Origin of the sequence: Cohnella sp. GCM10012308, from assembly GCF_042649185.1 — a bacterium.
Classification (GTDB): Bacteria; Bacillota; Bacilli; order Paenibacillales; family Paenibacillaceae; genus Cohnella.
The window spans coordinates 439,120-465,607 of the sequence record NZ_JBHRYU010000001.1; the positions used below are offsets into that span (position 1 = coordinate 439,120).

General features: G+C 61.1%; 23 protein-coding genes. 5 read left to right on the forward strand and 18 right to left on the reverse strand.

Features of this window, described 5'->3' with window-relative positions; translation table 11 throughout:
- Nucleotides 1-83: 83 nt before the first annotated feature.
- The 4 genes from ACFOTD_RS02070 to ACFOTD_RS02085 form a co-directional block, all read right to left on the reverse strand.
- Entirely contained in the window at nucleotides 84-992 is a 909-nt protein-coding gene (locus ACFOTD_RS02070) for a carbohydrate ABC transporter permease (protein ID WP_378115241.1), read from the reverse strand.
- 15 nt (nucleotides 993-1,007) lie between these two features.
- A complete protein-coding gene (locus ACFOTD_RS02075) occupies nucleotides 1,008-1,985 on the reverse strand; it encodes an ABC transporter permease (protein WP_378115243.1) in 978 nt (325 codons plus the stop codon).
- A gap of 435 nt (nucleotides 1,986-2,420) precedes the next feature.
- Nucleotides 2,421-4,715, reverse strand: a complete 2,295-nt coding sequence (locus ACFOTD_RS02080; RefSeq protein WP_378115245.1) for an AraC family transcriptional regulator — start codon at nucleotides 4,713-4,715, stop codon at nucleotides 2,421-2,423.
- A 121-nt stretch (nucleotides 4,716-4,836) separates the two neighbouring features.
- Nucleotides 4,837-7,143, reverse strand: a complete 2,307-nt coding sequence (locus tag ACFOTD_RS02085) for a glycoside hydrolase family 95 protein (protein ID WP_378115247.1) — start codon at nucleotides 7,141-7,143, stop codon at nucleotides 4,837-4,839.
- Nucleotides 7,144-7,346: 203 nt separating this feature from the next.
- Between ACFOTD_RS02085 and ACFOTD_RS02090 the strand changes: the two genes are divergently transcribed.
- The gene (locus ACFOTD_RS02090) at nucleotides 7,347-8,243 is read left to right on the forward strand and encodes a helix-turn-helix transcriptional regulator (RefSeq protein ID WP_378115249.1); all 897 of its coding nucleotides are present in this window, start codon (nucleotides 7,347-7,349) and stop codon (nucleotides 8,241-8,243) included.
- Here ACFOTD_RS02090 and ACFOTD_RS02095 read toward each other — a convergent pair.
- From ACFOTD_RS02095 to ACFOTD_RS02130, 8 genes are all read right to left on the reverse strand, one after another.
- Entirely contained in the window at nucleotides 8,167-9,066 is a 900-nt protein-coding gene (locus tag ACFOTD_RS02095) for a PHP domain-containing protein (RefSeq protein ID WP_378115251.1), read from the reverse strand. The genes ACFOTD_RS02090 and ACFOTD_RS02095 overlap by 77 nt on opposite strands.
- Nucleotides 9,063-9,962 carry a LysR substrate-binding domain-containing protein gene (locus ACFOTD_RS02100; RefSeq protein WP_378115253.1) on the reverse strand — a complete coding sequence of 300 codons (900 nt, stop codon included), beginning with the start codon at nucleotides 9,960-9,962 and terminating at the stop codon, nucleotides 9,063-9,065. The genes ACFOTD_RS02095 and ACFOTD_RS02100 overlap by 4 nt, the downstream gene beginning before the upstream one ends.
- Before the next feature lie 740 nt (nucleotides 9,963-10,702).
- Complete coding sequence (locus ACFOTD_RS02105; RefSeq protein ID WP_378115255.1) at nucleotides 10,703-11,140, reverse strand: hypothetical protein; 438 nt, start codon at nucleotides 11,138-11,140, stop codon at nucleotides 10,703-10,705.
- 218 nt (nucleotides 11,141-11,358) lie between these two features.
- Nucleotides 11,359-11,622 carry a YlbG family protein gene (locus ACFOTD_RS02110; RefSeq protein WP_378115257.1) on the reverse strand — a complete coding sequence of 88 codons (264 nt, stop codon included), beginning with the start codon at nucleotides 11,620-11,622 and terminating at the stop codon, nucleotides 11,359-11,361.
- A gap of 42 nt (nucleotides 11,623-11,664) precedes the next feature.
- Nucleotides 11,665-12,153 (reverse strand): YlbF/YmcA family competence regulator, encoded by a 489-nt coding sequence (locus tag ACFOTD_RS02115; RefSeq protein ID WP_378115684.1) that lies wholly within the window; start codon nucleotides 12,151-12,153, stop codon nucleotides 11,665-11,667.
- A 76-nt stretch (nucleotides 12,154-12,229) separates the two neighbouring features.
- Nucleotides 12,230-14,119: a helicase-associated domain-containing protein gene (locus ACFOTD_RS02120; RefSeq protein ID WP_378115259.1), complete on the reverse strand. Its 1,890-nt coding sequence runs from the start codon at nucleotides 14,117-14,119 to the stop codon at nucleotides 12,230-12,232.
- Nucleotides 14,116-15,888, reverse strand: a complete 1,773-nt coding sequence (locus ACFOTD_RS02125) for a DNA repair helicase XPB (protein WP_378115261.1) — start codon at nucleotides 15,886-15,888, stop codon at nucleotides 14,116-14,118. The genes ACFOTD_RS02120 and ACFOTD_RS02125 overlap by 4 nt, the downstream gene beginning before the upstream one ends.
- A 166-nt stretch (nucleotides 15,889-16,054) precedes the next feature.
- A complete protein-coding gene (locus tag ACFOTD_RS02130) occupies nucleotides 16,055-17,266 on the reverse strand; it encodes a M20 metallopeptidase family protein (RefSeq protein ID WP_378115263.1) in 1,212 nt (403 codons plus the stop codon).
- 157 nt (nucleotides 17,267-17,423) lie between these two features.
- Between ACFOTD_RS02130 and ACFOTD_RS02135 the strand changes: the two genes are divergently transcribed.
- Nucleotides 17,424-17,768 (forward strand): YugN family protein, encoded by a 345-nt coding sequence (locus tag ACFOTD_RS02135; RefSeq protein WP_282909305.1) that lies wholly within the window; start codon nucleotides 17,424-17,426, stop codon nucleotides 17,766-17,768.
- 16 nt (nucleotides 17,769-17,784) lie between these two features.
- Nucleotides 17,785-18,969 carry a putative lipid II flippase FtsW gene (gene ftsW, locus ACFOTD_RS02140; RefSeq protein WP_378115265.1) on the forward strand — a complete coding sequence of 395 codons (1,185 nt, stop codon included), beginning with the start codon at nucleotides 17,785-17,787 and terminating at the stop codon, nucleotides 18,967-18,969.
- Nucleotides 18,970-19,021: 52 nt separating this feature from the next.
- Here ftsW and ACFOTD_RS02145 read toward each other — a convergent pair whose 3' ends face one another.
- Nucleotides 19,022-19,414 (reverse strand): Asp23/Gls24 family envelope stress response protein, encoded by a 393-nt coding sequence (locus ACFOTD_RS02145; RefSeq protein WP_378115266.1) that lies wholly within the window; start codon nucleotides 19,412-19,414, stop codon nucleotides 19,022-19,024.
- Nucleotides 19,415-19,566: 152 nt separating this feature from the next.
- Between ACFOTD_RS02145 and cax the strand changes: the two genes are divergently transcribed.
- Nucleotides 19,567-20,625, forward strand: coding sequence for a calcium/proton exchanger (cax, locus tag ACFOTD_RS02150; protein ID WP_378115268.1), 1,059 nt, complete (start codon nucleotides 19,567-19,569; stop codon nucleotides 20,623-20,625).
- A 67-nt stretch (nucleotides 20,626-20,692) separates the two neighbouring features.
- Here cax and ACFOTD_RS02155 read toward each other — a convergent pair whose 3' ends face one another.
- From ACFOTD_RS02155 to ACFOTD_RS02175, 5 genes are all read right to left on the reverse strand, one after another.
- On the reverse strand, nucleotides 20,693-20,992 hold the full coding sequence (locus tag ACFOTD_RS02155) for an Fpa/YlaN family protein (RefSeq protein WP_378115270.1): 300 nt from the start codon (nucleotides 20,990-20,992) through the stop codon (nucleotides 20,693-20,695).
- A 160-nt stretch (nucleotides 20,993-21,152) separates the two neighbouring features.
- Nucleotides 21,153-21,755 carry a DedA family protein gene (locus ACFOTD_RS02160; protein WP_378115272.1) on the reverse strand — a complete coding sequence of 201 codons (603 nt, stop codon included), beginning with the start codon at nucleotides 21,753-21,755 and terminating at the stop codon, nucleotides 21,153-21,155.
- Between the two features lie 143 nt (nucleotides 21,756-21,898).
- Entirely contained in the window at nucleotides 21,899-22,138 is a 240-nt protein-coding gene (locus tag ACFOTD_RS02165; protein WP_271749424.1) for an HPr family phosphocarrier protein, read from the reverse strand.
- 83 nt (nucleotides 22,139-22,221) lie between these two features.
- Complete coding sequence (locus tag ACFOTD_RS02170) at nucleotides 22,222-23,337, reverse strand: aminopeptidase (protein ID WP_378115275.1); 1,116 nt, start codon at nucleotides 23,335-23,337, stop codon at nucleotides 22,222-22,224.
- A 143-nt stretch (nucleotides 23,338-23,480) separates the two neighbouring features.
- Complete coding sequence (locus ACFOTD_RS02175; protein WP_378115277.1) at nucleotides 23,481-25,463, reverse strand: GGDEF domain-containing protein; 1,983 nt, start codon at nucleotides 25,461-25,463, stop codon at nucleotides 23,481-23,483.
- A gap of 376 nt (nucleotides 25,464-25,839) precedes the next feature.
- Here ACFOTD_RS02175 and rpsD point away from each other — a divergent pair, with 376 nt between their 5' ends.
- Nucleotides 25,840-26,439, forward strand: coding sequence for a 30S ribosomal protein S4 (gene rpsD, locus ACFOTD_RS02180; protein WP_378115279.1), 600 nt, complete (start codon nucleotides 25,840-25,842; stop codon nucleotides 26,437-26,439).
- The last annotated feature ends 49 nt before the right edge of the window (nucleotides 26,440-26,488 follow it).

Sequence of the window (26,488 nt, forward strand, 5' to 3'; positions counted from 1 at the left end):
CCTTTTCTTGGATAGTTGCATAATAAGATTGCGGCAGCGTGCTACATACGCATCCCCCCTCTCACATTCGCCGCCGGCTTCCGTTATCCCTTCACGGAACCGACCAGCATGCCCTGTACGAAATGACGCTGCACGAACGGGTAGATGACGAGCACGGGCAGCGTCGCTACGACGATAAGCGAATACTTGAGCAGCTCGGACAGCTGCTGCCGCTCGACCATTTTCATCGCGTCCATCATGCCGGAGCTGTTGTTCTGGATGATGATGCTTCGCAGCACGAGCTGCAGCGGAAACAGGTTCGCGGACTTGAGGTAGATCAGCGCATCGAAGTAAGCATTCCACTGACCGACGGCGTACATGAGCACCAGCACCGCAAGAATCGGCTTGGAGAGCGGGACGACGACGCTGCGCATGAAGCGCAGGTCGCTGCAGCCGTCGATCTCGGCGGCCTCGGCCAGCTCTTCGGGAATCGAAGCCTGGAAAAACGTGCGGGCGATGATCACCTGCCACACCCAGATCGCGTTCGGGATGAGCAGCGCCCACCGGGTATCGATCAGATGGAGCGACTTGACGACCATGTACGTAGGAATCAGACCGCCGCTGAAAATCATCGTGAAGGTGACGATCATCATGATGGCATTGCGTCCGAAAAACGTTTTGCGCGACAGCGGGTAGGCGATCATCACCGTCAGCACGACGCTGATCAGCGTGCCCGCAGCCGTGTAGAAGATCGAATTGCCGTATCCCGTCAGAATGGCCGGCGTGTTGAACAACGTCTCGAAGCCCTTGAAGGAGATATCGACCGGCCACAGGAAGACGCGTCCCGATGTGACGGCGGCGGGGCTGCTGATCGAGCTGCTGAGAATGTAAATGAGGGGATACAGGACGGCGATCAGCACGATCGTGAGGATCGTGTAGACGACGGCCATGAACAGGCGGTCGCCCGTCGATTCCCGGATCGTCGTTCGTTTGGTTGCTGCTTGTGCTTGCATGTTCGAATCTCCTTTCTACCAGATGCTGTTGCTCGTAAGGCGTTTGGCGATGCCGTTGACCAGGAGCAGCAGCACCAGATTAATGACCGAGTTGAACAGGCCGACCGCTGTGGCGAAGCTGTAGTTGGCGTTGAGCAGGCCGATGCTGTAAACGTAAGTCGCGATAATTTCCGAGGTCGACTGGTTCAGCGGATTTTGCAGCAGGTATACCTTTTCGAAGCCGATTGCCATCACGTTGCCGACGTTCAGGATCAGAATGACGACGATCGTGGGCAGGATGCCAGGCAGGTCGACATGAACGATCTTTTGGAAACGGGATGCGCCGTCCACCTTGGCAGCCTCGTAAAGCGTCGGATCGATGCCCGCCAGCGCTGCCAGATAGATGACCGCGGAGTAGCCGGCCGTCTGCCAGATGTCGGACCAGACATAGATCGAACGGAACATGCCGGGCTCGCCGAGGAAATTGATCGAATCGAAGCCCAGATGGTTCAGGGCGACATTGGCGAAGCCGAGTCTGGGTGCCAGGAACAGCATGATGATCGACACCATGACGACCGTCGAGATAAAGTAAGGCGCGAACGTCACGAGCTGCACGATGCGCTTGAAGCGGCCGCTGCGAATCTCGTTCAGCATGAGCGCGAGCAGGATCGGGATCGGGAAGCCCGCCAGCAGCAGGTAGCCGCTCAGCAGGATCGTATTGCGGATCAGATCCCAGAAGATCGGGTTATCGAAAAAGAGCTTGAAGTTTTTCATTCCCACCCAGGGACTGCCCCAGATTCCCTTGATGACGTTGTAATCTTTGAAGGCGAGCACGGCGTTCGCCATCGGATAGTACTTAAAGATTAAAAAGAACAAAAGCGGCGGCAGGACGACCAGGTACAGCTGCCAATGTTTCTTGAAGCTTTTCCTGGCTTCGAGCGTCCGGCTCCTTTTCGTCCGCTTGCGGATCGGCTGCGGTTGCGCCTTGCCTTCCCATGCGATTTCTCCATCCATCGTCGACGATCCCCTCCTATCGTTCCCTAGCGCCGATTTGCTTGGCAGCGCTTTCTACAGGTCCGATGATAGCGCAACCAAAACGCCGTTCGGAAGGTACAAATCGGTATTTCAGCGTACCAAAAACCCGATTTCGGGGAGCCGATTCGCCTTAGAACGGCCCATTTTCCCTGATAGGACGCGGGGACGGGCCTTCGGAATACGGTACGGTCGATCGGGAGAGCGGCGTATGCCCTTTTGCGCGATATCGGCGGAGATGAGCGCCCGACGTTCTTCGTTTCGGACACCGGTGCGAAAACCGCCCCTCTTCCCACAAATAGCGGCTTTACGGTCCGGCTACCCCGAACGATTTCTCGGGCTATGCTGCGCTCAGCGCAAAAAACCGCCAGAGGATTCCCTCTGACGGCCGATTAAGGCAAACTTCTTCCTATTATTTTAATCAAAAGACTGTCTATACGCGCTTGGCGATACGCCCGACACCCGCTTGAACGCCCGGCGGAACGAATGCGAGCTGTTATAGCCGACCTTGTACGCGATCTCGTCGATCGTAGAGCCCCGGTCCCGCAGCAGCTCGGCCGCATGATCCATGCGGATTTTCTCCAGGTAGTCGGACAGGTTCGTTCCGGTGACGTCCTTGAACAGCTGCGAAATGTATTTCTCCGGCCGCTCCACTTGCTCGGCGACCTTATACAGCGTAAGTTCGGCGTCGGCGTACTTCTCCGCGATGTATTTTTTGATCTCCTCCACCGTCTTGTGATGCAGATCGTTTTTCTTCGCGGACACGACGCCGCACAGCGTATCGGTAATTTGCCCGATCTCGTCGCGCACCGCCTCCAGCGAATCCGTCTCCTGGATGGCGAGCGTCCGGTTTTTGACCGTTTCGAACGATTCGGCGGACTGGAACGTCTTCTGGTCGAGCACTTTAAGGAGCGTTCCTTTTAATTCGCCGATCAGCTGCCGCTTCATGTCCGGCGAGAGCTCCCGGCTCTCGGCGTTGCGCGCGAGCAGCTCCTCCACCATCCGGCGCGCCTCTTCCCGCTCGCCCGCCCTGATCGTGCCGATGAGCCGAAGCTCCGTCTCCAGCGGATAATAATACGTCGCGCTCGTAGGCAGGATGTCGCGATGCCGCAAAATGTCCTTGCGTACGGCGTAATCCGCGTATTCAAGCGTCTCCCGCGCCTGCTCGCAGGAGCGGCTAACCTCAAGGGCCGTGCCGAAGCATTCGCCGAACGCGGCGGTAACGGAAATTTTGTACTCTTCGAACAACCGCGCTGCGAGCGGCCGCAGCAGGCTCTCGATCTCGCGCTCCCCCGCTTCCTCCGGCTGCTCAGGCAAATAACCGAACAATGCGGCCACCCGGTCCGAGCCCATGTCCGTCATCTGCAAGTCGGGGAACAGCTCGCGCAGGTTTTGCTTGACGAGCAACCGCGCGGCGTTCAATTCGTTCAAGATCTCGACCGTGTCCAGCCCGGCGTAACCTTCGACGCGCAAAATGCCGACGGCGCCCGAGGCAAATCCGAACCTAAGGCCGGCTTGGTCAGCCGCGGCTTCTGCCTCGTCGCGCGTCTGGAATTCGCCGGCGAGCAGCCGCTTCAGATAAGCGTCCTGTACGAGCGGGAGCTGCCGGTCGAGCTCGCTTTGCAGCCATTTGTTGTTGGTCAGCATGTTGGCGACGTTGCCGTGTAGAAAATCGTAGGCGTTGCCGAGCGGCGGCTGGTCCTTGGCGAATTGGTCGCGGAATACGCCGAGCAGCCGGTTGATCGGCGCGCTGTTCCGGTAAGACAACACGATGCCTGCCAGCAATCCGACGACCAGCGCGACCGCCGTTACCGTCCAGGTAATGAATTTAATATGATTTGCGTTTTCCATCAGCACGGCCTTTGGGATGCCTGCGCGGTACGTCCATCCCGTCTTGTCCGACTGGATGGCGATGACCAGATCGTCGCCGTAAAATTGACTCTGTTTGTCCGCAAGCAAACCTTCCGTACCGTTCAGCTCCACGATCTCTTTTTCCTCGATGCCTTGCCGGCTGATCGTCTTGCCTTCGCGGTCGCTGATGTACGTCCAGCCGCCGTAACGGTCCTTCAGTCCCGTCATCAGGCTCTGAATCGTCTTCTCGTCGATGATGACGACGACGGTAGCCGGAGAGACCTCGTTAAAGCTGTCGAGTGGAAGCGATTGCATGTACGAAATGACGGACGTCTGGCCATCGCCGTCTTCGAACGGGCTGAGCGGCAGAATCTCCCGGCTGTGAGGCTTGTTTAATATCGTATTGCGCCAGTCGTCGAGCGTCATATTGCGATAATGCGCGGTCTCGTAATAATGCTCGGGACGGAAATAGGCGGAGCCCGGCGTCAGAACGACGTTGTAGTTGCGCAGATATATGTAGTAGTTCCGCAAAAAGTCGTTGGTCTGTCCGAAAACCATGACGCTTCGCAGCACGTTCCAGATGCTGTACAGATTGACGTCGCCGTCGCTCTTTTTCTCGTTCATCAGCACGAACAGATCCTGATTCAGCGCCAGCTGCCGGGTGAACCCCTCGACCTCGGCCATTCTGCGCTCCAGCAGCTGCTGCGCGTTCTGAAGCTGGGTGACGCCGTTCTCGATCGAGATCGTCTGCGTAACTTCGATCGAGGTCCGGTAGGACATATACCCCGCGATGCTGGGCAGGATCAGGATGACGAGATAGGAGAGCAGAAAGTTCCGGTAGATCCTCGAATGCTTCGGCAACGTCCGACCCCCCTTTTTCTAGTAGCACCATTATACACGAAAGACAACTACCGTTCCGCCGAAATAAGCGGCCCCGTAGTTGTCATAGCCTCGTGTCCTATAATTCTCTTGGCTGTGCCTGCTAAGTCAGAAGCTCGACGTCCAGGACGATCGCTTCGTCGGCCTGCAGGTTCAAAGGAAGCTCGCGGTTCCCGTACCGCAGCTTAGCTTGCAGTGCGGAACCCGCCCGAATCGTCGCGCTCGTCAGCGCGCCGCCCGACCAGGCGAGATCGACCTCCGCGTTGCCCCTGGCCCGGAGCCCCCGGATGCTGCCGGTATGCCAACTCGCCGGAAGCGCGGGCAGCAGATCGATGGCCCCGCCGCGGCTTTGCATAAGCATCTCCGCGAAGGCGGCCGTCCCGCCGAAGTTGCCGTCCGCGACGAAGATATTGCTCTCCGCACCCGCGATCCCGGCCTTGGAATAGGTCAGCAGATTGTCGAAGCAGAGCCGTCCGACCAGATAGGACAGCTGGCGCAGCGCCAATTCTCCTTCGCCGAGCCTCGCGAAGCCGCCTGCGAACAGCGCGAGCGTGAACTCCACGTCCTCGAGCTCTGCGGCGTCCATCCGGTTCGCGAGCGTACGCTTCGCCGCTTCGGCGAGCTCCGGCGTGTCGCGCGGGCTCACCTGGGCGCCTGGGAAAAGCGCGTGCAGGTGCGATACGTGCCTGTGGTCCGGCTGCGCCTCGCCGTAGTCCTCCAGCCATTCCTGCAGCTGGCCGCCTGCGCCGATCTGAAGCGGGGGCAGCAAGCGCTGTGCCTCGCGAAGCCGGGCTTGAAGGTCGGCGTCCGTGCCGAGCCGCTCGGCGGAGGCCAGACAAAACGCGAACAGATCGCGCACGAGCACCTGATCCAGCGTCGCGCCCATCGACAGCGCGTAGCTGCGCTCGCGCGCCTTCCCTGCGTAGAAGCTGTTCTCCGGGGAATTGGAGGGGCCGGTCACGAGCCAGCCCTTCTCGGGATGAACGCTCATATAGTCCAGGAAAAAGAGCGCCGCTTCCTTGAGCACCGGATACGCGCTCCGCCGCAGGAAGTCGTCGTCGAGCCCATATTCGTAATGGACGCGCAATTGCTCGGCGAGCCACAAGCCGCCCGTCACGTTCAGCCCCCACGAATAATGCCATCCCGGCGCGGTAAAGCCCCAAGCATTGGAAAATACGTGCGCGACCCATCCCGGCGCGGCGTAAAAGTCGCGGGCGGTTCGGCGTCCCGCCTCGGCCAGCCGCTCTACGTAGCGCAGCAGCGGAAGATGACACTCGGCCAGGTTCGCCGCCTCCGTCGGGAAGTAATTCATCTCGGTATTGATATCGAGATGATAGTCGCAGCTCCATGCCATGCGGTTTGCCTCGCCGTCGTTCCAGATGCCCTGCAGGTGAAGCGGCAGCGTCGAATCCTCGCGCGAGCCGGCGATTGTCAGATAGCGTCCGTATTGGAAAAACAGCGCGAACAAGCCCGGATCGTCCGCCCCTTCGCGCAAACGGCTCATCCGCTCGTCGGTCGGCAGGAGCCTGCCCTCCCGGCTGCCGGCGAGGGAAGCCTCTACGCGGCCGAACAGCCCGCGATAATCGGCGATATGATCCTCTCGCACCTTCGCGTACCCCTTGGCAACGGCCCGCCCGACGGCGGCCGAGGCTTCGGTGCGCCAGCCCTCGTCTTCCCTGCCGTAATCCGTGCTTGCGGCGACGTAAATCCACGCCTCGTCGGCCCCCTCGACGACCAACCGACCGCCGCGTGCAGTTATTTGCCCGCCGCGCGCGACGACCTGAACGCGCCCTTCGGCCCTTACGCCGCATTGGCCGTCGCTGTGCATCGTCTCCGTCGCACGGCCGGCGAAGGTCAAGACGCCCGATGCGGGGTCCGCCGCGCAAGCGAAGCGCTCCGTGCGGCCCTCGAGCGCCAGCGCGAAGGATACGCCGCCCGGCCTGGCGCTTGTCAGACGGCCCGCGATTACGCCGTCCGGATGGCTCGCCAGCGCTTCGCGTCGGATGCCCGTCTCATCCTCGCATGCGAACCCGTATATCGCGGTCTCCAGATCGAGCTCTCGCGTCACGCCCCCGCCGCAAGCGTCGGGGAATTCAACGATCAGGTCGCACATCGGCATATTCGTGCCGAAGTTCCCTTTTTCCGATTGCAGCAACTCCGCGGCCCGCTCCTCGCCGGCGGCATAGTCACCGCTCCAGAAATGGCTTCTGAGCGCTTCAAGATCGGCCTTGTCCCGCGGCGCGAACGGCGTCTCTTCCGGCTTGCCCGACCAATAAGTCACCTCGGTCAGGCTCCAGACCTCGCGCGCGGCATCCCCGTAAAGAACGGCGCCCATTTTTCCGTTGCCGAGCGGCAGCCCCTGCTTCCAGCCGTCCGCGCCCTTGTCGTACCACAGCTTCGTATCGCTCATCGTCCGTTCACCCTTCGCGTTTCTATCGCTTCTGCCCATGGCCTCATTGCGATTTCATTTGTTTGATCATCCGCATTATTCCGCGGACGCTTTTCTTATCGTCATCGATATCGTACCATGAGAATAGCCTTTCGTATTTGTTAGCGCATCCACTAATTTGACGATTTATCCGGTCATTTTCTTTTTTCATGGGAGGTTTGAAGATGAAAAAGCTGTCCGAAATGACGCCATACCTTGGCGATCTGATGCCTTACGTCTACGACGGCAGCGCAAACGAAGGGCTTCGGGTATGCAGCGTTTATGCGATGCATCTGTTCCCGGAGGGTGGTGGGGAAATGGAGATCGAGGGCGTCCGGCATCCGCTCGACAAGCGTGCGCTCGTATTTCTGCGGCCCGGCCAGCCGCATGCGTTCCATATTTCGCCGGAGCGGCCGCTCTCATCGTTCAATTTGTATTTTGACCTGTGGGATGCCAAGGCCCCCGTGTCGCTTAACCGTATTTTTATCTACGCGCCCGAGCCCTTCCGGCTGGACGCCGTCTCCGTCGCCAGTCCATGCGCGGAGCTTGACGCCCTTCCCGGCGTCTCGTCGCTTCAGGACGACCCGCAGCTCTACGAGGAGCTGCTGCGGATCGTCAGGGTATACGAACAATCCCGCTACTATCGCAGCGAGATTCTGAACAGCATGATATACGCTTGGATGCTGAATTGGTACAACGCGCGCCATACGCGGCGGCCAAGCGATTACCGGATCGTGAAGCTGCTGGAGCGTCTCGAACGGGACCCGGGCCGGCGCGAAAGCGTCGGCGAATGGTGGGAGATGTGCGGGCTAAGCCGTACGTACTTTCACGAGCTGTTCCTGCGGGAAACGGGATTCACGCCAAAAGCCTATCAGCATCGCCTGCGGATGCGAAGAGCGGCGATTCTGCTGCGGGAGAGCGACCTTACGATCACCGCCGTCGCGGACAAGCTCGGCTATCCGTCGATCCATCCGTTTACGCGGCACTTCGGCGCCTACTACGGCGTCAGTCCGATGCAGTACCGTCGTCGCCCCGCGAACCCGACAGGCGTGCCTCCCGCCGATCCTTCGCCCGGTCTCTAAGCGCGCGGACGACGTCCGCATCCGCCGAGCGCCAGCCGATCGGACCGTGATACACCCTTCCCTTGCGCTCGCCGTGAAAATCCGATCCGCCAGTCGCGATGACGCCGTATCGCTGCGCCATAGCCGCGTAACGGCGCTCGTCCTCGGCCGTATGGTCCGAATGATACGCCTCGATGCCGTCCGCGACGCCTTCCCGCAGCAGCGCTTCGACGGCATCGTCCGCGCCGTACAGCCCGGGATGGGCAATGACGGCGGCGCCGCCTGCCTCGTGAATCCAGGCAATCGCTTCGGCCGGCGCGATGCGCGGCGGCAGAACGTATGCCGGCTTGCCCTCCGCCAGATAGCGGTCGAACGCCTCCTGCAGCGAGTCCACCGCCCCGATCCGGACCAGCGCTTCGGCAATGTGCGGCCGGCCGACCGTCTCGTCCGGGCCTCTGTCCCGTCCCGCCGCGTCCAGCACCGTCTCCCAGGTAAGGCGCACGCCGAGCTCGTTAAGCCTCGCTACGATCAGCTCGTTGCGCGAATCCCGCACGCGGCGCTGGGAAGCGAGCCGCGAGAGAAACAACGGATCGCGATCGTTCGAAAAATAGCCTAAAATATGAATGTCCTGTCCGTCCTGCGCGGTGCTGATCTCGACGCCCGGCACGACCTCGATGCCGTAGGTATCCGCCGCTTGCCGGGCCTCGTCCAGCCCGGCCACCGTATCGTGATCGGTGATGCCGATGGCCGAGAGGCCCGCCTCCGCCGCCATGCGGACGTTTTCAGATGGCTTGTGAAGACCGTCCGATGCGGTCGTATGCGTATGCAGGTCCGCTTTTTTCAAGCTTGAATCCCCCTTAAGTAATCTAGCAGCGACGCGCCTGCGATCGGCAGGTCCGACGATTGCTGGCGGACCGCGTAAAATTGCCGGCGAAACGAAACGCCCCGGATCTTCACCGGCGCGAGCAGCGAGAGCGCAGCTTCGTGCCGGATCGTCCATACCGAAACGAAGGACAGCCCCAGTCCGGCCTCGACGGCCGACTTCACGGCGCCCGTGCTTCCAAAGTCGCTCACGACCCGCAGATCGGAAGGATGCGCGCCGTGCCTGAGGAGCTCCTCCTCCATGACCTGCCGCGTCCCCGATCCCGTTTCCCGCAGCACCATCGGCTCCTTGAGCACTTCTTCCAGCTCGACCTCGCTGCGCGCAGCGAACGGGTGCCCCGCCGGCACGACGAGCACGAGCTCGTCGTTCATGACCGGCTCGGCGATCAGCCCCGGCCCTTCCGCCCGCCCTTCGACCAGGCCGAAGGCGAGACCGTGGTTCTCGATCTCCTCGATAATCTCCGCCGTGTTGATGATGCGCATGCTGAGCGACAGATCGGGATATCGCCTCAGAAAAGGCGCGAGCAGCCGCGGCAGCACGTATTCGCCGATCGTCAGGCTGGCGGCGAACTTGAGCCGGCCCTTAAGCTGTTCGGCGTGCGCGACCATGACCGCGTCCGTCTCCCGCATCAGCTCCATCGCCTTGCGCGCTTGGGGCAGCAAAGCGCGGCCGGCATCGGTCAGCTCCAGCTTCTTGGCGGACCTTCGGAACAGCTTGGCTCCGAACCGCTCCTCGAGCGCCTGAATCTGCATCGTCACCGCGGGCTGCGTCATATGCAGCGTCTGGGCGGCGGCGGAAAAGCTCCCCCTTTCCGCCACTGCGTAAAAGGTGTGGAGTTGATGCACGTTCAACGCCATAATTTTCGAATTCCCGCCTTCCGAACATTTGAATGCATTATAACATAATCGGCCGCGGCGATCTCGGTCCCGTCAACCGCCGGCTTTGCCCGCGCAAATAATACATGTATAAAAGCGTCAGGGAATATCTCTAATTCTCTGGCGGTACTTTAAGGTTTCCTGCGAATCTAAGACAAACCGCCAGGGGACGATCGCCCTGACGGTTCGGTTCTTTTAAGTTTGGCGGATATTCGAAACCGGGGTCGCGCGGAATGCCTGCCGACGGCTCGTTCGACAGTCTCTCCGACAGCCTCTCTGACTGCCTCGCTGACTGCCTCTCTGACAGTCTCTCCGACAGCCTCTACGACAGCCTCTACGACAGCCTCTCCAATGGGTCGCTTATCGTCACCCGCTCCGTCCTTTCGCCGCAATGCCTGCAAATATACATCTTTTTGGGCCGATATCGCCTCGTTTGAACAGGATAGCTGCAAAAGCGCAGTTATTTTCCTTCGCCCGCCCGATTTCCGGCTTGCGCTTTGCATTTGCCTGCATATTTGCAGGCATTTCTTCAAGGGTCGCGCGTCGGCAGAAAATGCATGTACATATGCAGGCTTTCGTTCTGCCACACCTCCGAAATGCGCCGATACGCCGAAGTCACGCTTACCTCTCCGTAAACTACCGCCCAAATTTATATGTTCTGCCTTGCAAAAAAAAGCATGCCTCGCGGCATGCCTTAATATGAATAGGTTTAGCGACCACGTTTAGCGACGTTTGCGGTTGTTCTTGATCAGCGTCATGCGTCGAGAATGACGCAGCCAGGAATAATACGTCTTCAAGTCCCGCAGCTCCATCGTCTCCGACATTCTGCCGAGGAAGGTAACGACGATCATTTTGTGGAGCGGATTGCCGATCAGATCGACTTCCTTCTCGGAGACGGAGAACTCCGCCACGAACACGAGGTCGTCGTCGATCGTGTAGACGTCCTCTTCGTTGCGATAGTAAGATACGACGCGTCCTTCTTTCAGACACTGCCACAAAAACTCGGCGATATCGGAAAAGCCCGTCTTTTCGGATTCGACGCGGTCGGTCCAACGTACGCGAGCATGATTCGTAATGATGATATCCGCGACTTTTTTATCCCCAAGCTCAACGAAAAAAGGATCGTAGGTGCTCCAACGCTCCGTTTGCTTGTCTTTCACGGGACTTCCCTCCCTTGCTCGCATGAGCCAAAAGGCCTATTAAGGGTTTGAGATGTTAGGCATATATATACATTCTATCGCAATTATTCCCGTACATTCAACATTAAAAAAAATAGATTCCAAACTTTACATTTTTTTAATATTCCGACCCCTTCGCGGCCTATAAAAAAGAGCGCCGCCCGGTCGCCGGCGCGGCGCTCCAATCGCTTGCATCTCGCTCAGAGCCCGTAAAACCGGGTCTTGTCCGGCACGTTGCTCTCATACTCGGTCTTGATCTCGCCCCGGTAGGAGCGCTCGATCTTGCGGACGTATGGCAGCCGCTGCAGATTGCGTACCGTATCCTCCGAGGATTCCGCGTCCATGTAGAGGACGGCGTAATTCATCTTGCGAGACATATAGTGCAGGCTGCCGTACTTGTCCAGCGCTCGCGCCGCCTTCCAGTCGCTGAACCATACGATGTAACCGATCCTTTCGGCGAACATGACGCTCCTCCGTTCTGCAAGCCGGCCGAAGCCGGCGTCGTATTATCCGCAGCCGCCGCTGCCGCAGGAGCAGCTGCCGCCGTTGCCGCAGCCCGATGCCTTGGGGTTCGGATCGTTGTCCGGTACCTTGATCGTCTCGGACACCGAATGCGCGATCAGCAGCGAAACTTCGTGAAGCAGCAGGTCGACCGCGCGTTCCGCTTCCTTGAACCGGCGGACCGATTCGATCTCCTCGAGCTTCGCCTCGGCCTCGTACACGCGATCCAGCGCCTCGTTGTAATCGGGGTGAAAGCGGCCGAACCGCTCGCACTCGCTGAACTTGTCCTTGGCCTTGATAAACTCGCGGATGCGAAGCTGCGCTTCGCCGCTGCGCTCCACGGAGCGCTTCCAGTATACGTAATCCTCCGTCAACGCGGAGTGCTTTATCAGATCTCCCAGCTCGAAGGCGCGTGCCGCGATCGCCGTAAGGTCGGTCGCGGGATCCGGCGAATATCCGACGGACGCCTCCGCCGCAGGGAGGGATTTAACCATGGTCAAGACTTAACCACCTGCCCCTTTATGCGCTTGGGATACATCCACTATCATATCACATATTCGCAGCGAGGGGTCAAGTGATCGGCCGGGACGTATCGGCGCGCTCCGCTTCCGGAAGCGATATCATGAGCGGGCCGATCTCCCCGGCTTCGAGAACGATCGGGTTCCCGTCCGGCACGGGTCTGCCGCTGCCGGCCTCCCGGACGAACGGTCTGCCCCAGACGCGCCAGCCGCCTTCCTCGCAAGGCACGACCCGCTCCGGCGCGAAGTCGATCCATGCGTTATCCTTGCTCAGCCGCAATCCGGCGCGCCAGCCGATCGCCCGCTCTACGAGCTCTTTGCGCGTCGAGGCATGATAGGCTGCGGGCTGCCGCAGCCAGCCGACTGGGACGCCTTCCGCGCCGGGATAGAGCCTGCGCGAGAGCATCGGCGGCCTGGCGTCCCAGACGCAGGCTTGTCCGGCTGCGCCAGCACGACCGGCCGCGCCGCCGCCCGCGAAGAAATCGTCGTCGAGCGGCCTGCCGGCGCTCTTGGGACGGCCTTTGTCACCGCCCGCATCCGGCTGCCCGATTGACGGATCCCGCAGCGTTTCCGATGGGAACGCAGCTGCGGAAGGCGACGCCGGCTGCGCCTCCCGGACCGCGGGCGACGCGCTGAACCAATCGCGCAGCGCGATGTCCACGGCGCCGGGCAGCGGCGCGCCGGAGCCGCGTTCAAGCGCGGATCGCGCCTGCTCGAGGCTCGTTCCTTGCGCATGCGCCCGGCGGCAAGCTTCCGCATCGATCCGGTAGACGGCGACGACGTCCTCGGACAGGCGGCGCGCCAGCAGCTCGAGCGCCCAGCGGGCGCCGGGCGGCACTTCCGGCGGCACGATCGCCTCGAGGTCGGGCATGAGCTCATAGCGGTCGTAGCCTTCGTTGCCGTCAGCCGTCGCCTTCAGCCTGGCGGGGTCCGGCTCGATGATCCATCGCAAGGCCGCGCCTGCGGCCCCGCTTCCCGTCTCCATCCAGCCGGCGGCCCTCAGAAACCGGATCCAGGCCTCCACAGCGGCGGCGGCCTCGGCCGTCGGCAGCGCCTTCGCGACATCTGACGCCAGGTACCAGCGCATCGGCGCCAGATCGCGCAGCGACTCCGCAGCCAGCCACGCGCCCGGCTCATCCGCCGCGAGCAGGCAATCCGCGGCGCGCTCGAGAAGGCGCTGCTCCGCTTCGGCGGCGGGCAGAGCCAGCCATGCCTGCGCGGCATCGTCCGGCTCCGCCGCGATCGCTTGTCCGCGCCGCCTCAGCATGCCGATCGCGCTGCCCAGACGGAGCGCGAGGACGGCCGATGCGGGCAGCCCCTCCCATGCCGGGGGCACGGCCTGCGGCGGGATGTCATCGGGCGCGAGGCGCATGGCGGACGCCGCTTTGGCCGCCTCCTGCTTGCGCGGCGCTCCCTTGGCCGTGAGCGGCAGGCCCGTCCTCCGGATCGCCGACCAGGCGGCGATCAGCTCGTGGGACAGCGGCGAAGCGGCGGCGTCGCAGCCGTCCATCCATGCGTCCTCGGGCAGCGGCTCGGATCGCAGCGGGAGGAGCAGCCTGCGCCACGCGGCGCACATATCCGCGGGCACGAGCAGCAGCCGGTCTCCCCACGGCCGGTCCATCGCGAACACGATGCCGTCGCGCCGAAGCAGCTGGACGGCGAGCCGCAGCTCGGCTCCCGTCCAGCCGAAAGGCGGCCGGCCGCCTTCCGTCGCGAGCTTCTCCTCCGGGAACGGCGCCGGACCGAAGCGCTTGACGATTAGCGCAAGCGTATCCCGTGCGAGCGCCGGCGCCGCTTCGGCCCACTCGGCGGCGCGCGCCGGATCCGCCAGCACCTCTTGCAGCCCCTTGCCTCTTGCCAGCCTTCCGGCCGTCCAGGGGCTTTCGCGCAGCCAGGCGAGGGCGGCTTCGGGCAGCTCGCCGACGATTTCCCGCGTATTCATCGCGCGTCTTCCTTGTCCGTCATCTCCGGCGGATCCTCGCCGTCCGCCCAGCGCCGCACTTCGTATCGGTAGCCCTGCTGGACCAGAAACTGCTGCCTGCGGCGCGCGTATTCGACCTCGTCCGTGTGCTCGCTCACGAGCGAATAGAACGAGGCCGCTCTCCCGTTCTCCTTGGGCCGCAGGATGCGCCCGAGACGCTGCGCCTCCTCCTGCCGCGACCCGAAGCTGCCGGAGATCTGGACCGCGACGGCGGCCTCCGGCAAGTCGACCGCGAAGTTCGCGACCTTTGACAGCGCCAGCGCGCGCAGATCGCCCCTGTTGAAGCGGTCGAACAGTTCCTGCCGTTCCCGGTGCGGCATGTCGCCCGTCACGAGCGGCAGCTCAAGCTCCCGGGACACGCTCCGGAGCTGATCGAGATATTGTCCGATGACGAGCGCCTGCTCGCCCTCGTGACGAGCCAGCAGCGCGCGGACGACCTCGGCCTTGCGCGGATTCTCGCCCGCGATCCGGCTGCGCGCGCGGGCGGCGGCGTCCGCGTACCGCTCGGCGCAGGCTGCGCCCATCGGCACGCGCACCTCGCTGCAGAAGGCTTCGGCGATCCAGCCCGCCTCCTCCAGGCTTTTCCACGGCGCCTCGTAAGCCTTCGGCCCGACAAGCGCGAACACGTCGCCCTCTCGGCCGTCTTCGCGCACGAGCGTCGCGGTCAGCCCGAGCCGGCGAGTCGCCTGCAGCTCCGCGGTCAAGCGAAAAACGGGTGCCGGCAGCAGGTGCACCTCGTCGTATATGATCAATCCCCAATTGCGGTCCTGAAACAACCGCCAATGCGCGTTGCCGCCTCCCCCGCCGCGGCTGGTCAGCACCTGGTAAGTGGCGACCGTTACGGGACGCACTTCCTTGCGTTCCCCGGTATAGACCCCGATTTGTTGTTCGCCGAGCGTCGTCGCGCGCTGCAGCTCGCGGATCCACTGGGTGACCGACACCGTATTGGGCGTCAAGATCAGCGTCTCGCAGGCAAGCCGCGCGACCGCGCCGATGCCTACCCATGTCTTGCCGGCGCCGCAGGGCAGCACGACGACGCCGCTGCCGCCGGCGACGGCCGGAGCGGCAGCGCCGGTCGCGGCGGTATCACTGGCAGCTTCCGCAACGGATGCGGCTTCGTCTTGCTTGCCGAGCAGCGCATCGACGGCCGCTTGCTGATAATCGCGCAAGGCTGGCGCCGCGCCGCCGCGGCGCAGCGTCATCGGCAGCGGCTCGCCGCTTCTGTAGCCGGCATCGTCGATGACCGGGTAACCGGCCAGCGCCAGCTCGCGCTTAAGCCAGCCTCTGGCATCGGGACGAACGACCGCATGGCTGCCGTCCGCCGACAGAGTCAGCCAGCCGGATACCGTCTTGAGCGACGCGACGGCGGCAAGCAGCGCGGGCTCCTGCGCGCGCAGGCGGAGCTCTCCCTCCTGCACGCCGAGCCGCAGCTGCCCATATCTGGCGAACTGCGCCGCGAGATCGCGCTCCAGCGCGGCCGGCACGCCGTATCTGGACAGCGTGCGCAGGCTGCCCAGGGCGCGTGCGGCCGTCCAGCCGGAAGCCGCCGCGTTCCACACGGTGACGGGCGTGATGCGGTACGTGTGAAGATGCCCGGGCCGCTTCTTAAGCTCCGCGATCGCGCGCAGCAGCGTTTGCGCTTCGCCGAAGCCCGGCAGCCGTTCGTCCAGCAGCAGCGTGCCGTCCGATTGCGCGATGATCGGCGCGGCGGACGTGCGTGACAGCGTCATTGGGCGATCGCCTCCTTTTTATACCAAGGATGCCCCGAACCCGGCGTTTATAAGCAACGTCTCCCCGAACCGCGTTCCCCGAAAACAAAAACAAGCCGCCCCTTCTCGCTTAGCGCGAAAAGAGCAGCCTGTTTGTCCTTGCCGAAGGCGTCTTGCTCCCCTAACGTTACGCCTCGGCCGTATCCGCCGCGGCATCGTCAGCCACCGCGATCAGCAGCTTAATCGCATGCCTTATCGCGCGTTCGTCGATATCGAAGCCCGGGTGATGGTGCGGCGCGGACGAACCGTCAGCACGGCCTGCGCCGACGAAGAAAAAGCAGCCGGGTCTCTCTTGCAAGTAATAGGAAAAATCCTCGCCCGCCATGATGCGTTCGCACTCGCGAACCTCGCCTTCGTCATGCGCCTCCGCGGCGACGCGCAGGACGCGAGCCGCTTCCAGCGGATCGTTCACGACCGGCGGGTAGCCTTCGTAAAATTCGAACGTATAATCGACCCCGTGCTGCCCGCAGGCGTGACGGATGATGTCGTCCATCCGGCTGCGCACGAGCTCGCGGACGCGCGGGTCGAAGCTGCGAACGGTGCCGCTCAGCTTGCAGTTGTCCGCGATGACGTTGCGCGCCGTGCCGGCGCGGAACTGCCCGATCGACAGCACCGCGGCCTCCAGCGGATCGACGCTGCGCGAGACGACGGTCTGCAGGGCGACGACCAGGTGGGCGCCCGCGACCAGCGCGTCCCTGGCCTCGTGCGGCAGCCCGCCATGGCCGCCGCGGCCGCGGATCTCGATCTCGAACTCGTCTGGCTCGGCCATTAGCGGGCCCGGCCGGGTCGCGATCGTGCCGACGGGCAGCGGCGTCCACAAATGGATGCCGTATATGACGTCCACCCCGTCCAGCGCGCCGTCCGCGATCATGCCGACCGCGCCGCCGGGGAGCACCTCCTCGGCCGGCTGGAACAAGAATACGCGCGTCCCTGCCGTGGCCTCCCGGTTGTCCGCATAATACTTGGCTGCCGCCAGCAGCTGCGCGGTATGTCCGTCGTGTCCGCAGGCATGCATGACGCCGGGGACGGTTGACGCATACGCGACGTCCTTGGCGTCCTGAATGGGCAGCGCGTCGATGTCGGCGCGCAAGGCGACGGTTCTGCCGGGCAGCCCCCCCACCAGCTTGGCGATGACGCCCGTACCGGACGCTCCGCGCCTGACGTCGAGCCCCCAGGACTCCAGCAGATCTGCGATCATCGCCGCGGTATTCGTTTCCTTGAAGGACAGCTCGGGATGCTTGTGCAGATGCCTGCGCCATTCGACGGCTTGCCCGTGCAGCAAATGCAATTGTTGTTCATCGATTCCCACAGCGTCCGTCTCCTCTCCATGGCTCTTCATTGTTTTCTATTGTAACAGATCGCGCCCCGATCCGACACGCCGCCGGCCTCTTCCGACGCTTGCGGCAGGGCGGAAGAACGCTTGCAGAAGGTGTCCAAACCGTCTATGATGGAGGGTGGAAACAAGCCTTGCCGCATTTTTAAAGGAGGAACTTGGGATGTTAATTGAAAATACCGGATTGAACGGAACGCAGATCGATCTGGCTACGCTGGACGAATCGGCCGAAAAAGTGGGCTTCATCCGCTGGCAGTGGGAATATACGCGCGCTACATACGATTTGAAGCTGACCGACGCAGGCACGAACAGCGACTACTTCCTGCGCTTCAGCACGCGCGCCGTCGAAGGCCGGCTGGAGAATCCGGACGCGATCCTGGCGATCGAAGCGGTCTATATCGGACGCGCGACGTTCCCGCACGGCCTGGAGTACGAGTCTCCGGTGCCACAGCCCATCCTCAACACCGCTACCCTGCGCCTGAACGAGCTCAGACAGCTGCTCGCTTGACCTTCCGGAGCGACAGATGAAGACCTCCGAAGGCTCGCGGGGCGCACCCGACTTTCTGCTGATGATTTTGACGCTGGCGCTGGTCGGTTTCGGTCTGGTCATGGTTTTCAGCGCGAGCTCCAGCATGGCCGGGGCGACGGAGAAGTTCGGCAACGACGCGCTATACTTCACCAAGCGGCAGTTCATGTTTGCGGGACTCGGCACGTTCCTGATGCTCGTCATCATGAACGTGCCGTACGCCAAGTTCAAGAAGCTCTTTTTGCCCCTTATGCTATTCACGATCATGCTGCTCATCATGGTGCCGTTTTTCTCGGCGATCAACGGCGCGAGCAGCTGGATTCGCTTCGCGGGGGTAGGCATTCAGCCCACGGAGCTGGCCAAGCTCGCCGTGATCCTGTATCTGTCGGCGATTATCACGAAGAAGCAGGACAAGTTCCGCGAATTCAAGCGGGGACTGCTCCCCGTCATGATCGTGGTGGGCTTTATCGTCGGCCTGATCATTTTGCAGCCCGACTTCGGCTCGAGCGTCATCCTGCTGCTTACGGCGACGATCATTATCGTCGCGGGCGGCGCCAACCTGAAGCAAGTGCTGTTGTCCGCAGTCGTCCTCGGCGGTCTGGCCGCGCTCGTGATCAGCATCTACTTCCTCGCCACCGGACACGACGGCGGATATCGGATGGAGCGGATTACCGCATACCGCGATCCGTTCTCGGATCCGCAAGGCAACGGCCTGCAGTTGCTCCGTTCGCTCGAGGCGTTCGGTCACGGCGGCTTCTGGGGCGCGGGCCTCGGCAACAGCGTGCAGAAGCTGTTTTATTTGCCCGAAGCCTATAACGACTTCATCTTTTCGGTCATCGCGGAAGAGCTCGGCTTTTTCGGCGTGACGCTATTTTTAATTTTTTACATGCTGTTCCTCTGGCGTGCGCTGATCGTCTCGCTGCGCTGCCCCGACATTTACGGCACGCTCGTGGGCGTCGGCCTCGTATCGCTCATCGGCATTCAGGCGCTTATCAATATGGGCGGCGTCAGCAACGCGATTCCGATGACGGGGGTCACGCTGCCGTTCATCAGTTACGGGGGCTCCTCGCTATTGTCCCTGATGATCGGGATGGGCATCCTGCTCAGCATTTCCAGAGAGTACAACCGGGCCTTGGTCCAGCGCCCGGAACCACGCAAAAAAAGCGCGTCGCTGCACGTATGAGCAGCGATGCGCTTTTTTTGTTGCCTTTATGCTTTATGTATTGGCGCCGCGTTCACTTGACCCGAACGGTGAGCGCTTCTTCCTGTTCGGCGCCGGCTTCGTCCTTGAAGGCGACCCCTTCGACCTTGACGTTCACTTCGACGACGCGCAGGCCCGTCATATTCTCTACGGCTTCGCGTACGTTCTCTTGAAGGCGGCGGCCGACTTCCTGGATCGGGCTGCCATAAAGCACGACGATGCGCAGATCGATGGCGGCCTCGAGTTGACCGACTTCGACGGATACGCCCTTCTGCGCGTTTTTGCCGCTCAGACGCTTGGCCAGGCCCTCGGACATCCCGCCGGACATTGCAGCGACGCCGGGCGTCTCCAGCGCGGCCAGGCCGGCGATCGTCGCGACGACGTCGTCGGAGATTCGTATGAGGCCTTCTTGCAGTTGTTCGCTCATCCGCGGACCACGCTCCCGTTAAGATATTGACTACATTGTAATGGAAGATGAAGGCTCGCGCAACCAATTGGGTATTGTACAAGTAGGTCCGCATTGGATATATTAAGAAATGCCGGTCCGATACATATTTTTCCGACGCGAGGTGTCCCCATTTGAAAAAGCTGTTTTTCCCGCTCTTGGCCGTCTTTTTCGTGCTAAGCGCCATCGCGCATTATGCGCACATGAACACGGTGTTCCAGTTTGTCGTATCGGCGATCGCGGTCGTATTCGTCGCAGGCTTTCTCGGCAAGTCGACGGAAGCCGTCTCCCATTATGCCGGACAACGACTTGGCGGATTTCTCAACGCGACGTTCGGCAATGCGGCAGAGCTCATCATCGCCATTTTCCTTGTCAAGGAAGGCCTGTTCGAAATGGTAAAGGCGAGTCTCACCGGCTCCATTATCGGCAACCTGCTGCTAGTTCTGGGCGCCAGCGCGTTTGCCGGCGGGCTCAAGTTCAAGGAGCAGAAGTTCAACGTCCATCTGGCTGGTCAGAACGCTTCGCTTATGCTGCTTGCCGTAATCGCGCTGTTCGTGCCGGCGATCTTCGTCAAAACGGAGCATATCGGCGGTACCGACGCGTTCAGGATGAGCGAGATCGTCGCCGGCCTCCTCATCGTCGCCTACGTCGGCTGGCTGATCTATTCGATGATCACGCACAAAAGCTTCCTGGAAGATCACGCGGACACGCAGGCCGCTCACGGCGAGGTCCCTACCTGGTCCAAGAGCCGCTCCATCCTGTTCTTGGTTGTTGCAACCGTGATGGTCGCCTTCGTCAGCGAATGGCTGGTCGGCACGCTTCATACGTTCACCGCCGATTACGGCATGTCCGAGCTGTTCGTAGGCGCGTTTATCGTAGCCATCATCGGCAACGCGGCCGAACACAGCGCTGCGATCATGCTCGCCATGAAAAACAAAATGGGCGCAGCCGTCGAGATCGCCGTAGGCAGCAGTCTCCAGATCGCCCTGTTCGTCGCCCCGGTTCTCGTCTTCGTCAGCCTCCTGTTCACGGAGCAGATGGACCTGATCTTCACCACCGTCGAGATCGCGGCGATCGCCGTGGCGGCGCTGATCACGACCTCGGTATCGCGCGACGGGTCCACGACCTGGTACGAAGGCAAGCTGCTGCTCCTTGTCTATATCATGCTCGGCGTCGCTTTTTACTTTATCTAAGCAAAAAAAAAGAAAGACCCTTTCTCTCGGCAGCCGGCCGAAAGAAAGGGTCTTTTTGCGTAAACAATCAGGCGTCGAGCTCGGCCTTCTGCGCCATTGCTTCGTATAACAGCGCCAGGTTGCGCTCCAATTGGCTGATCAGTTGCTTGCCTTCCGCTTCTTCTACGAGACCCGCACGTACCGCAAAATCGACCGCCCGAGAAAAGCCGTACATTTGAGTGTCCAGCACTTCTTCATAAAGCGGGCATTTGCGGGTCGCCAGGTTCTCCATTTGGATGGCGATCAGTTTCTCGATCTTGCCGGCGTCGTCCTGAAGGAGGCGAAGCGCCTTCTCGTTCAGATTCAACATGACATCCGATGAAGCCATTCCCACTCCCCCTGTGCCAATCATGCCGATTCAATTACAAACGGCAAAGCCGCCTTTTATACGCGATATAATGCTTCACTACTCATATTAGACGAAAAGCGGCCCAAGCACAAGGACGGGAAGGAGAAAGAAGGCGGCAGGCGCCAGCAAAAAGATCGCTTCAGCCGTTATTCCGCCGCAGCGAGAAGCGCCTGACAAGAAGAAGCAGACCGCCCATGCCGACGAGCAGCGCAAACGCCATTACCGCTTCGCGTTGCACGAAGAGGGCGCTCTCCCGCCAGTGCTCGCCGAGAAGCACGCCGATCAGCTCAAACGTACTTGCCCAAACGAGCGCGCCCAGCGAAGCGTAGAACAGGAACGGCCGGTACGGATGCTTGCCGAGTCCGATGAACAAAGCGGTCATATGCCTAAGGCCGGGCACGAAGTAGCCGACAAGCACGAGGACATGCCCCCACTTGGAGAAGCGCGCCTCGTGCCTCGCGAGCTTATCCGGCGTCAGGCGCATCAGCGGTCCTAGCCTCGTCAGCAGCGGCCGTCCGAGCCACCTGCCGAGCAAGTAGCTCAGGGACATGCCCGTCAAGCTGCCGCCGATGGCCGCCAGCATCGTGAAGCCAAGCTTCAGATGCCCTTGCGCCATCAGGTAGCCAGCCGCGGTCAGCAGCGCTTCGTCCGGTACGGGGATGCCGACCAAGCCGAGCGCCATCGCGAGAAACAATCCGACGTAACCGTATTCGAACACAAGCCCTAGCAGTGAATCGGTCATGGATAGTCTGCATCTCCTGGTGGGGGCAGCGAGCTGCCCGGATATGTACGATTGGCGAAAGGTCCCTTGAAGACAAACACCCCGTCCGCATGGACGGGGGAAGCCGATATGGGCAATGCCGGGGTACGATTCGCCCGGAGGCGTCAGTCGACGATCGTGACGTTCAGGCTGTGCTTGGCGAACACTTCGCCGAGCTCCTTCTTCGCCTCGTCCGCATCGGGACCGTGGACGTGCAGCTCATAAGCATGTCCGCCTACGAGCGTGGTGAAAAGGCCCAGAATACTTTTAACGTCGATGTACTTGTTGTCCGCTTGAAGCACGATCGAAGAGCGGAACTTGTTCGCAGTTTGTGACAATTCCACGATTGCAGCGTTGTTGGTCAAGGCAATCCCTCCAAGAATTAGGGTTCACGATTTCATTACCCATCATACTCTGTATCGCGGAACGGTGGCAAGGGGTAAACGCTTCATTTCAGGTTGTCCGGATTTAATCCCTCCAGCTCGGGCAGGACGAACAGTCCGTCCTTGCGAATCAACTTGTCGTCGAAATAGATCTCGCCGCCGCCGTACTCGGGGCGCTGAATGAGGACGAGATCCCAATGAATGGCCGAGCGGTTGCCGTTGTCGCAATCCTCGTAGGCCTGTCCCGGCGTGAAATGCAGGCTTCCGGCGATTTTCTCGTCGAAAAGCGTATCCTTCATCGGGTGAAGGATGTACGGATTGAATCCGAGGCTGAACTCGCCGATATAACGTGCGCCTTCGTCGGTGTCGAGCAGCGCGTTGATCCGCTCGTTGTCGTTCGCGGTCGCTTGGACGATTCTCCCGTTTTCGAACGTGAATGTGATGTTTTCATAAGCGAATCCGTTGTAAACGCTCGGCGTATTGTAGGCGATCGTGCCGTTTACCGAATCGCGGATCGGACACGAGTACACTTCGCCGTCCGGAATATTGCGGGCGCCGGCGCACTTTTTAGCGCCGATGTCCCTTATTGAAAAGGACAGCTCGGTGCCCGGCCCCGCGATCCGCACCTTGTCCGTCTTTTTCATCAGCTCGTGGAGGGGATCCATCGCTTTGTCCATTTTAGCGTAATCGAGATTGCAGACGTCGAAGTAAAAGTCTTCGAACGCTTCGGTGGAACGGCCCGACAGCTGCGCCATCGAGGCGTTCGGATAGCGGAGCACGACCCATTTGGTATGCTTGACGCGCTGCTCCAGATGGATCGGGTGACGATGCATGCTGTCGAAGAGCGCCATTTTGTCCTTGGGCACGTCGGACAGCTCGTTCACGTTGTCCCCGGAGCGGATGCCGATATAGCCCTGCATGCGCTTCATCCGGTCCATCTCGTACGCGGCCCACGTCTCGACCATCTCGGGGCGGGCATGACGCAGCAGCTCCCGCGTGACGGAGCGGTCCTCGATCTCCACGTGCGGGTATCCGCCCCGCTTCGCGACCTCCTCGACGAGCGCCTTGAGCAGCTCGCGCTCCGGTCCGATCATCTCGATCAGCACATGCTCGCCCGGCTGCACGTTAACGGAATATCCGGCCAAATTAGCCGCCAATTGTTGAATTCGCGCGTCGCGCATCGATACGACCTCCGATTGTCTGATGTCTTAAGCGTGCTAACATTGTACCACCGCGGATATCATATTTAAAAATGCCGGAATGCCAAAAAGGACAAGCGGAGGAATCTCCTCCGACTTGTCCTTGGACGCGCCGCCGGCTGCGGTCAGCCGACCGTCACGCAGTTGCGGCCCTGGTGCTTGGCTTCGTACAGCGCCATATCCGCGCGGTAGAACAGCGATTCGACGCTGATCCGCTCGTCGCCTGCGGACCACTCCGACACGCCGCACGACACCGTCACCTTGGGCGCGGTCTCCTCCTCTACGCGGCTGCGGATCCTCTCGGCCACCTTGAGCGTCTGATCGAGACTCAGCTGCGGCAAATAGATGGCGAGCTCTTCGCCGCCCCAACGCGCAGCGATATCGCTCTCCCGGATCGCGCTGCGGATGATGGAACTGACTTGGATCAGAATCGCGTCGCCCACCTGATGACCGTACGTATCGTTGATTTTCTTGAAATGGTCGATGTCGACGACGATCAGCGAGCCCGACGCGTCCTTCTCCTGCTTGCGCTGAATCCGTTCGTTCAAATAATGGCGCGCGTACAGTCCCGTCAGATTGTCCGTGATGACCATTCGCCGAACTTCTGCGTGCAGCGACGAATTCGACACCGCCAGCCCGATATGCGCGGACAACACCTGCAGCAGCTTGTAGTTCTCGTAGGAAAAATGATTCGGCTGACGATGCGTGACCATGATGGCGCCGATCACTTCGCCGTTCAGCAGCAGCGGAGAAGCGATCAGCGAGCGCGAGCGCGTCGATTCGAGCAGCCGGGATCTGACCGGCGTCGCCGAATGGTAATCCGACAGAATAATCGGCTCCTTGGTCGCCAGCATGACGCCGCAAAAGCCGTAATCGATCGTGAAAACGTCGTTGTTCAGCTCGGGCACGTTGGACGAGATGACGCTGAAGTGATTCAGCTGCATGTCGAGCTGCATGATGAAACAAAAGTCCGCATTAAAAATAGACATCAGCTCGGACGTAGCGAACTGAATCGTGTCCGACAGGCGAAGGCTGCTGTTGAGGCGCTGTGTCAGCTCGTTGATCAGACGCAGCTCTCCGATCAGCACGTTCGCCTGCTCGTGCATCCGCGCCTTCTCGAAGGCGGTGCCGGCACCGCTCGTCAGCGTCGAGACGAAGCGCATGTCGAGATCGTCGAACGGCTCGGCCGACAGATCGAGCCGGAGCACGCCGTATACGCCCTGCTTGCCCGCCAGCGGAAACGCGATCCGGCGATACTCGCCGACGCCGTCCTCGCGCTGCTCGCCGTCCATGAACGCTCTCCAGCACAAGTCCATGTCCTGGTGATGAAAGGCGAGCGGCTGCACGCGCTCGTTGATGCTGCTGTAATCTTGCGACAAAAAGAGGTTCGTTCTGCACGTCGGATACATCTGCTCGAGACTGCTGAACACCTCTGCCAGCACGTTCTCCACGTCGATGTGGTCGTTCATCCGCCGCATGATCTCCAGCAGCCGGTCCTTGCGCCGGTCTTCCCGCTTGGCGCGATTGGACGCGTGCAGCTGGCTCTCGACGAACAGATGCTCAAAACGGCGGTACAGACAGCTCTTGATATGCAGCGCCGCTGCCTGAAGGAGCTTGAGCTCTCCGGCACCCGCGGCGCCGGCCGGCGCCGCGCAGACGATCGCCGCGCACACGAACCCGGTGGAGCGGCTGAATATCGGAACGGCAAGCGTATCCCGGCTTCTCAGCGCGGGATGAACGTGCTCCTCCGCGCGCATGAGCGCGGGCCGGCACGACTCGAGCGCCATGCCGGCCGCCGTAGGCCCCGCTGCCTCGAGTCGCCACGAGGCCGGCAGACCGGCGTTCGCGGATGCGCCGGCGACGGCGACTTCGGCATAATCGGGGTGAACGAGCACGATCGGCCATCCGGACAGCCATGGAAAGCCCTCGCTCTGCTCGACCCAATCGCCAAAGCTTTTTTGCAGCAGCTCATGTATATAAGGAAGATCGGCTTCCGTTAGATCCTGTCCCGCTATCCAAGACGGCAAGTCATCCGTAGCGCGCTTGAGCTCGACCCCAGCGTGATGATGATGTCGAACCGAGTCTAAATTTTCCCTTGGTTGAACCATCCCGGACCCTCCCCGCCGCGCTTCTATATTAACTATACAATGGACTCGTGATTTTTGCACTAGAAAGCGAGCAAATATCGGGACTTGTGTCTTGCGTCTCGACACTTATACAACGCGCTTATTTTCCGAAAAAAGCAAGCACCATTTAAGTTGTCCAGCTGTAAGCGTGACGACCTTGACATTCGCCTTGTTTTTCTTATAATATTTATAGTTGAACATTGGGCTCTTTGTTTGTGTCACCCTCACGAACGGTTCCCTCGGCGGGCAGCGGCTGAACTTCTTGCCGGGAAGAAGATTCTCTTCTTTATGGAATGCGTTCGGCGCAACGACAACCCATTTTCAAAAAATTCCCTTTTGAAAAAGGAGTCACACATTCATGTCCAGATATACCGGTCCTAAATTTAAACTAAGCCGCCGCCTCGGCATTTCCCTGAGCGGTACCGGCAAAGACCTCAAGCGTGCGTTCCCTCCGGGGCAACACGGCGCGAACCAACGCCGCAAGATCAGCGGCTACGGCCAGCAATTGCTTGAAAAGCAAAAGCTGCGCCACATGTACGGCCTGAACGAAAAGCAATTCCGCAACCTGTTCGACCGCGCTTCCAAGCTGAAGGGCAAGTCGGGCGAAAACTTCATGTTCCTGCTTGAGAGCCGCCTGGACAACCTGGTATACCGTCTCGGCTGGTCCAATTCCCGCGCAGGCGCGCGTCAACTCGTGTCGCACGGTCACGTGACCGTGAACGGCAAGAAGGTCGACATCGCTTCCTACACGGTACTAGTAGGCGACATCATCGGTCTTCGCGAGCGCAGCCGCGGCCTGAAGGCGATCAAGGAAGCTTCGGATTCCCGTCATCACATCGCCGGCTACCTGGACTTCAACCAAGCCGCTATGGAAGGCAAGTACCTTCGTCTGCCTAGCCGCGAAGAGCTGTCCCAAGACATCGACGAACAACAAATCGTCGAATTCTACAGCCGCTAATCGTTTTGCCATCGCAAGCATGCGCTCCGGCCCAGCCGGGGCGTTTTTT

Excerpts from the sequence above, each read along its gene's own strand:
- ACFOTD_RS02125 (WP_378115261.1), bottom strand. The coding sequence starts at position 15,888 with ATGACGCTGTCACGCACGTCCGCCGCGCCGATCATCGCGCAATCGGAC.
- ACFOTD_RS02075 (WP_378115243.1), bottom strand. The coding sequence starts at position 1,985 with ATGGATGGAGAAATCGCATGGGAAGGCAAGGCGCAACCGCAGCCGATC.
- ACFOTD_RS02120 (WP_378115259.1), bottom strand. The coding sequence starts at position 14,119 with ATGAATACGCGGGAAATCGTCGGCGAGCTGCCCGAAGCCGCCCTCGCC.
- ACFOTD_RS02100 (WP_378115253.1), bottom strand. The coding sequence starts at position 9,962 with ATGGCGTTGAACGTGCATCAACTCCACACCTTTTACGCAGTGGCGGAA.
- ACFOTD_RS02135 (WP_282909305.1), top strand. The coding sequence starts at position 17,424 with ATGTTAATTGAAAATACCGGATTGAACGGAACGCAGATCGATCTGGCT.
- ACFOTD_RS02110 (WP_378115257.1), bottom strand. The coding sequence starts at position 11,622 with ATGTTCGCCGAAAGGATCGGTTACATCGTATGGTTCAGCGACTGGAAG.
- ACFOTD_RS02145 (WP_378115266.1), bottom strand. The coding sequence starts at position 19,414 with ATGAGCGAACAACTGCAAGAAGGCCTCATACGAATCTCCGACGACGTC.
- ACFOTD_RS02155 (WP_378115270.1), bottom strand. The coding sequence starts at position 20,992 with ATGGCTTCATCGGATGTCATGTTGAATCTGAACGAGAAGGCGCTTCGC.
- ACFOTD_RS02160 (WP_378115272.1), bottom strand. The coding sequence starts at position 21,755 with ATGACCGATTCACTGCTAGGGCTTGTGTTCGAATACGGTTACGTCGGA.
- ftsW (WP_378115265.1), top strand. The coding sequence starts at position 17,785 with ATGAAGACCTCCGAAGGCTCGCGGGGCGCACCCGACTTTCTGCTGATG.
- ACFOTD_RS02170 (WP_378115275.1), bottom strand. The coding sequence starts at position 23,337 with ATGCGCGACGCGCGAATTCAACAATTGGCGGCTAATTTGGCCGGATAT.
- ACFOTD_RS02130 (WP_378115263.1), bottom strand. The coding sequence starts at position 17,266 with ATGAAGAGCCATGGAGAGGAGACGGACGCTGTGGGAATCGATGAACAA.
- ACFOTD_RS02070 (WP_378115241.1), bottom strand. The coding sequence starts at position 992 with ATGCAAGCACAAGCAGCAACCAAACGAACGACGATCCGGGAATCGACG.
- ACFOTD_RS02175 (WP_378115277.1), bottom strand. The coding sequence starts at position 25,463 with ATGGTTCAACCAAGGGAAAATTTAGACTCGGTTCGACATCATCATCAC.
- ACFOTD_RS02085 (WP_378115247.1), bottom strand. The coding sequence starts at position 7,143 with ATGAGCGATACGAAGCTGTGGTACGACAAGGGCGCGGACGGCTGGAAG.
- ACFOTD_RS02115 (WP_378115684.1), bottom strand. The coding sequence starts at position 12,153 with ATGGTTAAATCCCTCCCTGCGGCGGAGGCGTCCGTCGGATATTCGCCG.
- rpsD (WP_378115279.1), top strand. The coding sequence starts at position 25,840 with ATGTCCAGATATACCGGTCCTAAATTTAAACTAAGCCGCCGCCTCGGC.
- ACFOTD_RS02090 (WP_378115249.1), top strand. The coding sequence starts at position 7,347 with ATGAAAAAGCTGTCCGAAATGACGCCATACCTTGGCGATCTGATGCCT.